General features: G+C 64.7%; 8 protein-coding genes. 3 read left to right on the plus strand and 5 right to left on the minus strand.

The genetic code is table 11. The annotated features are described in order from the left end of the window. Positions 1 to 12: 12 nt before the first annotated feature. On the plus strand, positions 13 to 885 hold the full coding sequence (locus tag ASD87_RS10115) for a DMT family transporter (protein ID WP_056320675.1): 873 nt from the start codon (positions 13 to 15) through the stop codon (positions 883 to 885). Positions 886 to 984: 99 nt separating this feature from the next. On the opposite strand, the gene ASD87_RS10120 is transcribed toward ASD87_RS10115, so the two are convergent. The 3 genes from ASD87_RS10120 to msuE form a co-directional block, all read right to left on the minus strand. Next, the gene (locus tag ASD87_RS10120) at positions 985 to 2,013 is read right to left on the minus strand and encodes a methionine synthase (protein ID WP_056320676.1); all 1,029 of its coding nucleotides are present in this window, start codon (positions 2,011 to 2,013) and stop codon (positions 985 to 987) included. Between the two features lie 26 nt (positions 2,014 to 2,039). Further along, on the minus strand, positions 2,040 to 3,020 hold the full coding sequence (locus tag ASD87_RS10125; RefSeq protein ID WP_056320679.1) for a DUF1852 domain-containing protein: 981 nt from the start codon (positions 3,018 to 3,020) through the stop codon (positions 2,040 to 2,042). A gap of 106 nt (positions 3,021 to 3,126) precedes the next feature. Next, the gene (gene msuE / locus ASD87_RS10130) at positions 3,127 to 3,708 is read right to left on the minus strand and encodes an FMN reductase (RefSeq protein ID WP_056320695.1); all 582 of its coding nucleotides are present in this window, start codon (positions 3,706 to 3,708) and stop codon (positions 3,127 to 3,129) included. 173 nt (positions 3,709 to 3,881) lie between these two features. Between msuE and ASD87_RS10135 the strand changes: the two genes are divergently transcribed. Both ASD87_RS10135 and ASD87_RS10140 read left to right on the plus strand, forming a co-directional pair. Further along, the gene (locus tag ASD87_RS10135; protein WP_056320681.1) at positions 3,882 to 4,760 is read left to right on the plus strand and encodes a LysR family transcriptional regulator; all 879 of its coding nucleotides are present in this window, start codon (positions 3,882 to 3,884) and stop codon (positions 4,758 to 4,760) included. A 114-nt stretch (positions 4,761 to 4,874) separates the two neighbouring features. Continuing rightward, positions 4,875 to 5,555, plus strand: a complete 681-nt coding sequence (locus tag ASD87_RS10140; RefSeq protein WP_235512684.1) for a response regulator transcription factor — start codon at positions 4,875 to 4,877, stop codon at positions 5,553 to 5,555. 10 nt (positions 5,556 to 5,565) lie between these two features. On the opposite strand, the gene ASD87_RS10145 is transcribed toward ASD87_RS10140, so the two are convergent. After that, positions 5,566 to 11,025, minus strand: a complete 5,460-nt coding sequence (locus ASD87_RS10145; RefSeq protein WP_082586251.1) for an AAA family ATPase — start codon at positions 11,023 to 11,025, stop codon at positions 5,566 to 5,568. Between the two features lie 124 nt (positions 11,026 to 11,149). Further along, on the minus strand, positions 11,150 to 11,504 hold a 355-nt coding region (locus ASD87_RS10150), incomplete at its 5' end, for an MFS transporter (RefSeq protein WP_056320686.1).

An 11,504-nucleotide genomic window follows, 5' to 3' on the forward strand; every position in this document is an offset into this window, starting at 1 on the left:
GGCTGAGCTGCCATGCGCACCGCAATCGCCGCCGCTGCGACCGTGGGGATGCTCGTGGGCGCGGCGATGGTTTCCACAAGCGTGGTGTCCAGCGCCGTCTCGCCCGCAACACTTGCATTCCTGCGCTATCTGATCGGTGCGGCGGTCCTGCTGTTGCCGTTGGGCCCGGCCGTACGCACGACCTTCTCGGCCAAGGATGCGGTTGCCATCGCCACGCTGGGCGTTTTCCAGTTCGCCGTGCTGGTGCTGTTGCTCAACCATGCGCTGTTGACGGTGTCGGCAACCGTGTGCGCGCTGGTGTTTGCCACGATGCCGCTCGTGACGATGTGTCTTGCGGTGATAACCGGCAAGGAGCCATACAGCGGCCGAGGCCTGGTTGGCGTGTGCACGGCGGTGGCTGGCGTTGCGTATCTGCTGCTGTCGCCTTCCGCGTCTGCGGCGGGCGTGGCGCACATCGGCTGGGGGATGGTGGCGCTGGTGTCCGCCACGATCGTCGGGGCCGTGACGAGCATCCTGTACGGCCCCTATCTGCGCCGCTATCCGGCGCTTGCGACCTGCCGGCTCGCGATGGTTTCCGCGGTGGTGTTCCTGCTGGGTTTCTGCGTCCTCACCTCGCAGCCGCTGCTTCCCTCGCTGAATCGGCTTCAATGGGCCAACGTCGTGTTCATTGGCCTATCGAGCGGGGTGGGCTATTTTTGCTGGTTGTGGGCGTTGGGCAGGCTGGCTGCCAGCAAGGTCACGGCCTTCCAGGCCCTGGGTCCGGTGACCGCCGCGCTCATCGAGTCGCTGCTGTCGCAGCGGCTTGCGCCGATGACGGTGCTCGTTGCGCTGGCGATGGTTTGCGCGGGACTGGTCATTGCGACACGAAGGCTTGAGGCGAACTGATCGACCTGTTCTATCTGACGGTGACGGCGGCCGGGGCGCCGTCACCGTGGGACTCGCAGGATGCGCATCATCCCTGCGCACCGTCTGCGACCGGCTACATCAAGCCGAAAGTTCGTTACGAACCAACTCCGCGCCCGCGCTCAACGCCTTCAACTTGCCATTGGCCACCGCGCGCGGCAACGGCGCCATGCCGCAGTTGGTGCACGGGTACAGCTTGTCGGCATCCACGAACTTGAGCGCCTGGCGTAGCGTGGCGGCGACCTGCTCGGGGGTTTCGATGGTGTGGTTGGCCACGTCGATGGCGCCGACCATCACCTTCTTGCCGCGGATGAGTTCGATCAGGTCGATGGGCACGTGCGAGTTCTGGCATTCCAGCGACACGATGTCGATGTTGGATTTCTGCAGCTTGGGGAACGACTCCTCGTACTGGCGCCATTCGGATCCCAGCGTCTTCTTCCAGTCGGTGTTGGCCTTGATGCCGTAGCCGTAGCAGATGTGCACGGCGGTTTCGCACTTCAGGCCTTCGATCGCGCGCTCCAGCGTGGCGACACCCCAGTCGTTCACTTCGTCAAAGAAGACGTTGAAGGCGGGCTCGTCGAACTGGATGATGTCGACGCCGGCGGCTTCCAGTTCGCGCGCTTCCTGGTTGAGGATCTTGGCGAATTCCCAGGCCAGCTTTTCGCGGCTCTTGTAGTGGGCGTCGTACAGCGTGTCGATCATGGTCATGGGACCGGGCAGCGCCCATTTGATGGGCTGCTTCGTCTGCTGGCGCAGGAATTTGGCGTCTTCGACGAACACGGGCTTCTGGCGGCTGACGGCGCCGACGACGGTGGGCACGCTGGCGTCGTAGCGGTCGCGGATCCGGACGGTCTCGCGCTTTTCGAAGTCAACGCCGTCCAGATGTTCGATGAACGTGGTGACGAAGTGCTGGCGCGTCTGCTCGCCGTCGCTGACGATATCGATGCCGGCCAGTTCCTGTTCCTTCAGGGCCAGGAGCAGCGCATCCCGTTTGCCTTCGGCCAGTTGCTCGTCTTGCAGGCTCCAGGGCGACCAGAGCTTTTCAGGCTGGGCAAGCCAGGACGGTTTGGGCAGGCTGCCGGCGGTTGAGGTGGGCAAGATTTTTTTCATGGCGAAAGTGTCCGTCTGTTTTCGGTTTATTGATGGGAGTAGCTGGCAGCCCATTGATCGAGCACGTGCTTGTACGGCTTGATGAAGTGCGCCTCGGCAAACTTGCCCTGCTTGATGGCGAGCTGGCTGCGTTCGACGCGGTCGTACACGATCTGCGTCAGCGAATAGTCCTGGTTCTTCAGGCTGGGTTGATAGCGCTTTCCAGCCGCGGAATTGGCGTTGTAGATTTCGGGCCGGTAGATGCGCTGGAACGCTTCCATCGTGCTGATCGTGCCAATGAGTTCAAGATTGGTGTAGGCGCCCAAGAGGTCTTCCTGGAAGTAGAACGCCAGCGGCGCCACGCTGTTGGGCGGCATGAAGTAGCGGACCTGCAGGCCCATCTTCTCGAAGTAATGATCGGTCGAGGAGAATTCGCTTTGTTGATATTCCACGCCCAGGATCGGGTGGTGGTTGTCGGTGCGTTGGTAGGTCTTGCTGCTGGAGACGCTGATGCAGATGACCGGCGGCTTCGCAAAGTGCGCCTGGTAGGCCTGCGATTGCACGAAGTGCTTGAAGAGCTTGCCGTGCAGGTCGCCAAAATCTTCCGGCGTGCTGAACGTGGCTTTGTTGTCGTTGAATTCGGGCAGCAGCACGCTGAAGTCGTAGTCGCGCACGTAGGACGAAAAATTGTTCCCCACGATGCCGTCGATGCGCTTGTCCGTCTGCCTGTCGACGATGTTGGTCTTGAGCATTTCGATCAGCGGAAACGTGCTTCCGTCTTCGCCCAGCGTCATCTCGGCGGTGATGATGTCCAGTTCAACGGCGTAGCGGTCGCCGGTGGGGTTGTCCCAATGCGCCAGGTCATTGAAACGGCTGTCGATCATCTTCAGCGTATTGCGCAGGTTTTCCTGGCGGCTGGCGCCTCGCGCCAGGTTCGCGAAATTGGTCGTGATGCGCGTGCTGTCCGACGGCTGATAGTTCTCATCGAAGCGGATGCTCTTGATGCTGAAGGTGAAGTCGTTGCTCATGGGTGTCGGATGCCAAAAATGCTGCGATAAACGTGAATTCGTTGCCGGCGCGATCAGCGTGTGCTGTCACGCTGCCTGTTCGGCGATCGGTAAGGGTGGCCTGGCGTCAGGCCGCCAGGACTTCTTCGGCCGCGGCGGCGCGGGCATGCCGCGTCAGTTCGACCAGCGGCAGGGCGCGCTGGACGGCCAGACCGGCCCGCTGGATCAACGCGTCGTTCTGAAGCCGGTAGTCGGCAAAATCCTCGTCGGTCGCGTAGATGCCAAGCGGCAAGGTGCGCGCCTGAAAGAAGCTGAACAACGGCCGCAACTGGTGGTCGATCACCAGCGCATGGCGCTGGCTGCCGCCGGTCGCGGCCAAGAGGACGGGTTTGTCGATCAAGGCGTCCTGATGAATGAAATCGAAGAAGTGCTTGAACAGGCCGGTGTACGAGCCCCGGTAGACGGGCGTTGCCACCACCAGGACATCGGCTTGCTCGACCGCAACCAGCTCGCGCTCGACCGTGTCGGGCAACTGCGAGCGCCACACCGCGCCGGCAAGCTGCGGCGCCAGCCGGCCCATTTCGACCAGCCGGGGTTCGCAGGGGATTTCGTTGGCGATCAGCGCCAGCAGCTGTTCTGCCAGGGCGGTGGTCTTGGAGGGACGTTGCATGCCGCCGGAAACGGCGACCAGTCGCAGGGGGTGTGTCATCTTTGCTTCCATGGAGCCAATCGGCACGAAAGGGGTCGACTTGCCATGGAACGTGCGCGTTGATCAGGTCAACTTGCGGAACACAGCGGCAAACAAAGAATGCAATGCTAAAGATCAATATCCATGACGTAAAATGGTTTTATTTCACAAATCCATGAATCTGGATCATATAAATGCTTGAGCGCATCCATCTGAGCATCGTGCAGCAGGTCGAGAAACAGGGCTCCTTGACCGCCGCCGCGGGCGTGCTGAACCTGACCCAATCGGCGCTGAGCCACAGCATGAAAAAGCTGGAGCAGCAGCTGGGCACCGATATCTGGCTGCGCGAAGGAAGACGGCTTCGCCTGACGCAGGCCGGCCAGTATCTGCTGGCGGTGGCGAACCGGGTGTTGCCGCAGCTGGATCTGGCCGAAGAGCGGCTGGGCCAGTTCGCCCAGGGCGAACGCGGCGCGCTGCGCATCGGCATGGAATGCCACCCGTGCTACCAGTGGCTGCTCAAGGTGGTGGCGCCCTATCTGGCGGCGTGGCCGGACGTGGATGTGGACGTGAAGCAGAAGTTTCAGTTTGGCGGGATCGGGGCACTTTTCGGCTACGAAATCGACCTGCTGGTCACGCCCGACCCGCTGTTCAAGCCGGGGTTGAAGTTTGAACCGGTGTTCGATTACGAGCAGGTGCTGGTGGTGGCCAAGGGCCACCCCTTGGCATCCGTCGCTTACGTCAAGCCCGAGCAACTGACGCAGGAAGTGCTCATCAGCTATCCCGTCGATATCGAGCGGCTGGATATCTACAACCAGTTTCTCTTGAAGGCGGGTGTCACGCCCAAGCGGCACAAGGCGATCGAGACCACCGACATCATGCTGCAGATGGTGGCCAGCGGCCGCGGCGTGGCGGCGCTGCCGCGCTGGCTGGTCGAGGAGTACGCGGTCAAGATGGATCTGGCGCCGGTGCGCTTGGGCCCGCGGGGCATCGCCAAGCAGATCTTTCTGGGATCGCGCGAGGCCGATGACGCCCTGGATTACCAGCGAGCGTTCATCGAGATGGCGCGTCAATAAGAGGGACGGTTAGAAACCCTTAAAATCGCCGCATTTGCAGTGGGATGGCTGCCCCACGCGGCATGCGAGGCACGAAACCATCGGAGCCTGTCCGCCTCGCAAGGAGTCATAGCGTTGAACATACACAAACTGGGCGCGCCCTCGGCGATCGTCTATATCGTCGACGACCACCCCGAGGTCAGCCAGTCGCTGTTACGCCTGCTGTCGTCGATCGGCATCCATGCCGAGACCTTCGACTCGATCAGCGCCTTTCAGGCGGCGGCGCGTCCTCCGGTGCCTTCCTGCCTGATCCTGGATCTGCAACTGTCCGACGGCGACGGGCTGACGCTGCAGGCTCGTCTGCGCGAGCTGGGCGATCACATTCCGATCGTGGTGGTGACGGGCTTTGGGGATATCCGGCAGACGGTCAAGGCGATGAAAGCCGGTGCGATCGATTTTCTGGAAAAGCCCATCTCCGAGCAGCGGCTGCTGGACTCCGTGCATCGCGCGCTGGAATCGGACGCCGCGCGGCGCGCCAAGGAGCAGGAATTCGAGAAGATCCTGGCGCTGTACCGGTCTTTGACGGCGCGCGAACAGCAGGTGATCGAGATGATTGCGTCGGGCTGCCTGAACAAGGAAGTCGCGCAGCAGTTGGGCATCAGCGAAGTGACCGTCAAGGCGCATCGGGCAAGCGCCTACCGCAAGATGCAGGCGCGCAGCTTTGCGCAACTGGTGCAGATGATCATCAAGGTCAATCCGAGGGTTGCCGCGCACGCCGTGCCATTGCGTGGCGATGGCGACGGCGACGGCGAATAGGCCGGATGAATCAGGCCTGCGCGGGCAACGAAAAGTAGAACACCGCGCCCACCGGACTGTTGGGCCGCGCCCACATCTGGCCTTGATGCAGCTGGATGATCTCGCGGCAGATGGCCAGGCCCATCCCCAAGCCTTTGGTCTTGGTGGTGAAGAAGGGATCGAACAGTTTTTTCACCGACGCCGCATCGATGCCGCTGCCGGTATCAAGCACCTCCACCAGCAGTTCGTCCGTCGAAGACGGCCGGGTGACGACGCGCAACTGCCGCGCGCCTGGCGCCTGCTTCATGGCATCGACCGCGTTGACATACAGGTTGAGCAGGACCTGCTGAAGCTGGACGCGGTCGCCGCTCGTGTGCAGGGGCGCATCGGCCAGATCCAGCATGACGTCGACGTCGCTGCAATCGAGCTCGGATCTCAGCAGCGCCAGGGTTTCCTTCACGAGTCCATTCAGTTCGACGGGGGCGAAGGCTGCCGGCGCCTTCTTGATGAGCGCCCTCACGCCGGAAATGATCGAGCCGGCGCGTTGGCCGCTTTGCACGATGCGCCGCAATGATTCCGCGACCTCTTCGGTGTTGGGCGGGGTGCGCGCAATCCAGTTCAGCGCCGCCTGCGCTTCCGTCAGGACCGCCGAGACCGGCTGGCTGACATCGTGGGCGATGGAGGCGGTCATCGAGCTGACAGTGGTCATGCGGGTGACGTGAGCCAGATCCGACTGGATCTGCTGCATCTTGGTCTCTGCGGCCTTGCGTTCGGACAGGTCGAGCACAAACGAGACGCCCTGGTTGTCGCCGGCGGCAAACCGGGCCGCGCCAAGCAGCACCGGCACGCGCCGGCCATCCTTGCGGATCAGTTCGGTTTCCACCGGTTCGGCGGTCTCGCGCAGCAGCAGCTCGTCCAGCGTCACCGGGCCGCTGCGCGACACAAGCGCGGTCCACTTCAAGCGGCCCGCGCTTACATCGTCGCGGTCGTAACCGGTCATGGACAGGAAGAGGTCGTTGGCTTCCAGCACTTGCCCCTCGATGCTCCAGAACCAGATCCCGATGATGTTGGCTTCGACCAGGCGTTGAATCCGGGCCTCGCGCTGCGCCAAGTCACGGTATAGCCGCGCGCGTTCGATCGCGATGGCGGCCTGCGAGGCCAGCAGACGCAGAACGGCGGTGCGGTGCGGCGCAAAGACGCCGCGCGCCAGGGTGTTTTCCAGGTACAGCACGCCGATGGATTTGGACTGCGTGGTTAGCGCCAGGCACAACACCGACGGCAGCCGCGCGGCGCGCACGTAGGGGTCGCCGGTGAAGGCGCCGGCGCTCCACGCATCGTCCAGCACGATGGTTTCACCCGTGCGCCAGCCGTAGTTCACGATCTGCTGCGGCAGGCCGGCCTCGTCCAGCGACTGCGCGCGCTGGCTGATCGCGACGGAATCGCCGGACGTGGTGGCAATGGCGCGCACATACAGGTCACCATCGGCATGCAGGACGAGCACGCCGCGCGTGGCGCCGGCCTGCTCCAGCGCGATCTTCATCAGCTTGTCGAGCAGCGTCTGCAAGTCCAGCGCACTGGCGAGCGCGCGGGAGATGTCGATGACGGTGGCCAGATCCAGGCTCTCAACCGGCGTTTCGATCGTGGAATCGTGCGCGGCGCTGCCGCGATCCACGAACAGCGTGGGATGCAGCGCATCGATCTGCCTGACCTTGCCGGACGCGCCCCAATGCTGATAGCAGGCGCGCGCGTGTTGCAGGTACGTATGCGCGATGCGTTGCTGGCCACGGCTTTGGAAAAACCGTGCGGCGCATTCATTGGCCAGCCCTTCGACGTGGACAAGGCCGTGATCGCTGGCGCAATGGATGGCATCGTCGTAGCGCTGCATGGCCTCCAGGATGTCGCCCTTTACCCGCGCGACTTCGGCGTCTATCAGCATCCGCTGGCTTTGGAAGTTGGACGGGCAGGACGCCGCCCACGGACGCAGCTTCGCCAGATGGACCTCTATCGCCGCAAGCGTGGCGGCTTGTCCCGCCGGACTTGCGGGCGTGGGGCACCAGGCGTGCGCCAGCGCGGAGTAGAAGTGAAACTCCATTTCCTCGACGAACGCCAGAGACGTCCATACGAACCGTGACGCTACCTCGCTTGCCCGCACGGCGTCCGGGAAATCGCCGCCGAACACCCTGGCCTGCAGCTTGCGCAGGTAATGCCAGCACGCCGTGACATTCCAGCCTGCCTCGGCCTGGAGCTTGCGCTCGAAATCGGCCTCGGTGAATCCAGCGTCGTCCAGCGTGCCGAAATGCGGCGTCATGCCTTGCAGCATCTTGGCCAGTTGCAGTTGCGACGTGTACCGGTCCAGGACTTCAAGCCCGGCCTTGCGCGCGAATGCCAGGCCGCGGCTGGCGTCGGCGCGGATGGTGTCCAGCGCGCCGCCGGTGGCCAGCATATGCGTGACCAGGCTGTTCAGCGCGAAGGATGCGTAGGTCCAGTCGCCCTGCTGGCTGGCCAGTTCGAAGGCGGTCTGCAGCAGGTTGCGCGCCTCGCTGATCGGCTGCGACCAGGGAACGATCTGGCCGCCGAACACCTGATAGACGCGCGCGGCGAAGCGGACCTGCGCGCGCTGCTGAATCAGGTCGACGCCCAGCTTGCCGAAGGCGTAGCCGTCTGCGTAGTCGCCGGTGCGCGCGGCCAGGATCATGCCCAGCCACGCGTATCCCAGGCTGGACGCATCCGTGTTGCCGTGGCGCAGGCTCAGGTTGGCCATGCGCAGGATGACGCGCTCGCGCAGATTCGCAAAGAGCGTCCAGGCCGGCGGCAGCAGTGCGGTCAGCACGCCCATCGTCGCTTCCGCTTCCGGGTTTTCCATCGCGGGCAGGTCCAGCAGCGTAGCCGCGGGCCGGCCGGCACGCAGCGCATTGAACTGGGCGTACTCGTCCGAGACGGTCTCATCGGAAGGGTTGTCGGTCCAGTCGATGCCGGCGCGGCGAAGATAATGCAGCGCGGCCTGAATGGCCTCGTGCCGCTCGCCCAGCGCCATGAAGACCTCCACGCGCAGCTGGGTCACGCGGGCCAGTTCCGTCAAGGGCGCGTCGCGCTCGCCCAGGCGGGCCAGCCGATGCCTGGCGCTGCCCACCGCGCCGCTGCGCAACTCGCACTCGGCGCGGGTAATCTCGATCGTGAAGGCAAGCGCGGGCTCGCGCTGACGTCCGTCGTCGGACAGGAATGCCGAGGCCGCTTCCAGATAGCGGATGGCGGCCGAATAGTCGGCGGTGTCCTTGGCCAACGCGCCTGCCAGGGCATTCAGATGGGCAAGCCGGACGCGTTCGTCGGGGCTGTGGACAAGTTGCCATGCACGGTTGAACTGATCGACCAGTTCAAAGGCGCGCGCCTTCAATTGTTCCGGTTCCAGGTCCTGGGCAAGACGGCGGCCGATCGACAGATGGGTGGCCGCGCGCTGCCGTTCGGGAATCAGCCCATAGCTGGCCGCCTGCACCCGGTCGTGCGGAAAGCGGTACACGTCGCCGCTACGAAAGACGAGGCTCTGGCGCTCGCACTCGCGCATTGCCGTGGCGACGTCGAGCCGCGGCCAGCCCAGCGCCGCCGCCAGCTTGTCCAGCGAGGCGTCGTGCCCAAGGCAGGCCATGTGTTGAATCGCTTCGCGGCTGTCGCGCGGCAAGCGCTCGACCTGCTGGAGGATGATGCCGACCACGTTGTCGGTGTAGGCCTGTTCGCGGATGGCATCCGCATCCCAAAGCCAGCGCTGGCGCCCCACGTCGTAGCGCAGCAACCCTTCGGCCGCGAGCGTGGACAGGAACCGGAGCACGAAGCAGGGGTTGCCGGCCGTCTTGGCCTGCACCAGGGCGGCAAGCGGATCGATCCACGGCGACCTGCTTTGCAGCGCATCGGCGATCAGGTGGGCGCAGTCGCGCGCCTGCAGATTGTGGAGCGCGAGTTCGGTGAGGGGGATCGCGCTGGCGCGCAGGCCAGCGATGAACGCCGCCAGCGCGTGGCGCGCCGTCATGTCCTCGGCCCGATACACGCCCACGACCAGGATGTTCTGCAGACCGGTCTGCGCAAGCTGTTCGATCACGCGCAGGGTCGCGGCGTCGGTCGACTGCAGGTCGTCCAGGAACAGGATCAGCGGATGGCCCGGCGACGAGAACGCGCAGAACAGATGCTGAAAGGCCAGGAGCAGCCGTGCCTTGGCGTCCGCCTCGGCCAGCAGGCCCTTGGCGTCCGGCACGATCAGCGCCAGTTCGGGAATCAGCGTGAGCAGGCTGCCGCCGCCGGCCGAGACCACCACGCGCAGTTTCTCCCGCCACTCGTCCAGGTCGCTTTCGTTCTTGGCAAGCACCGACTGAAGCAGGCCTCTTGCCGCCTCGACCAGCGCGGCGTAGGGACCGGCGTGGCTGTGAGAATCGCCCTTGCCCTTGGCAAGCAAGGTGTATTCGCTGCCGACAACGCGATGCAGCTCTTCGATGAGGATCGACTTGCCGACGCCCGCCTCGCCCGAGATGAGCACGACCTCGGCGCGTCCGGACCCCGCCACCCGGCCCATGGCGCCCAGCAGGACGTCAAGCTCTGCGCCTCTGCCGTACAGGGTTGCAGGCACGCGCACGCGGCCTGGATGGTCGTAGCGGCCCAGTGCGAAGTCCGGCGCGGCATCGGGGTCCATCATCAGCGCGGCCAGACAGCACTGCAGGTCGGCCGCCAGCCCCTCCGCCGTCTGATACCGGTCGTCCGGCGACTTTTCCAGCAGCTTCATGACGATGGCCGACAGTGTCGCGGGTATTGCGCTGCGTCGTTCGGCAGGCGTTACCGGCACGCGCGCGGAATGGCTGTGCAGCCACGTCAGCGCCGACTCGCCTTGAAAAGGCAGCTCGCCGGTCAGGGCCTCGTAGAACACGACGCCCAGCGAATACAGGTCCGAGCGCGCGTCGGCGCGATGCCCGGCGCGGCCGGATTGTTCGGGTGCCATGTAGGCGAGGGTGCCGACGATGTCTGCTGGCTGCGAGCCCGGCGCCGCCTGATAGGCGCCGAGCGGCGTGGAAAAAGAAAAGCCGGTCAGGTGGGCGGCTTCGTCATGGGCGTTGAACAGGATGTGCGCGGGCTTGAGATTCCGATGGATCAAGCCGGCGTTGTGCATTTGCCCAAGGGCGTTCGCCGCCGCGATGGCCAAGCGCAGAAATGCCTTGGCGGGCATGGGCTGCGGGCGATGCGACGCCAGGGGCTGACCGCCGGGATCCTGCAGATACAGGACGGTGGAGCCGCCCACGCGCGCCAGCGCGGTCGGCACAGCGGCCCAGCCGGGATGCAGGTAGTCGCGCAGGCCGTATTCCTGATCCAGCAGGTGGCGCGCGCATTCCGAGCTGTCGTTCGGCCGCAGCCAGACGGCAAGGGTGGCGTCGCCGCGTCCGAAGACCCGGTCGCCGTCCACCCACAGAACCTCGAACCGGGCCCCGTTGACTGCCTCGAAGCGAGGAGCACTATCCATGTCGCACACCCAGCCGAGGCCTGTCGGCGCGCGGCAATAATCCCTGTCGGCGCAATTCTAATCAGGAATTATGCGTCTCATGTAACGGTGTGTGCGCCAGCGCCGGGTGTCGTGTTGATTCCGCCTATTGCACGATCGGCGCCACGAAGTGCGAGACCCGCGGGGGCGTGCCGCCGATGTGGAAGGCGCGCACTTCCGCCTGCTGGTCCGCGTCTGCGTGCGTGACGCGTTCGTGCTGGCGCAGATGCTCCAGCCAGGAGGTCACGAGGAAGTATTCCAGGTAGCGGCCGGGTTGGGCGGCGTCTTCGAAGATGCCCCAGGCGTATGCGCCATCGCGGCGGCGCTCGGCGCCTGCGTGCTGCATGGCGCGCACGAAGGCCGCGCCTTGCGCCGGGTCGATCAGGTATTCGACCGTGATCATGACCGGGCCACGATCATGCGACACCTCTTGATCGATTAGCGGCTCGGGCCAGTGCATC

The sequence above is a fragment of the Achromobacter sp. Root170 genome, from assembly GCF_001428165.1.
Taxonomy (GTDB): Bacteria; Pseudomonadota; Gammaproteobacteria; order Burkholderiales; family Burkholderiaceae_B; genus Achromobacter; species Achromobacter mucicolens.

Bases quoted from the DNA above. Each gene is read 5' to 3' on its own strand.
- ASD87_RS10115 (WP_056320675.1), top strand. From the start codon at position 13: ATGCGCACCGCAATCGCCGCCGCTGCGACCGTGGGGATGCTCGTGGGC.
- ASD87_RS10120 (WP_056320676.1), bottom strand. From the start codon at position 2,013: ATGAAAAAAATCTTGCCCACCTCAACCGCCGGCAGCCTGCCCAAACCG.
- ASD87_RS10125 (WP_056320679.1), bottom strand. From the start codon at position 3,020: ATGAGCAACGACTTCACCTTCAGCATCAAGAGCATCCGCTTCGATGAG.
- msuE (WP_056320695.1), bottom strand. From the start codon at position 3,708: ATGACACACCCCCTGCGACTGGTCGCCGTTTCCGGCGGCATGCAACGT.
- ASD87_RS10135 (WP_056320681.1), top strand. From the start codon at position 3,882: ATGCTTGAGCGCATCCATCTGAGCATCGTGCAGCAGGTCGAGAAACAG.
- ASD87_RS10145 (WP_082586251.1), bottom strand. From the start codon at position 11,025: ATGGATAGTGCTCCTCGCTTCGAGGCAGTCAACGGGGCCCGGTTCGAG.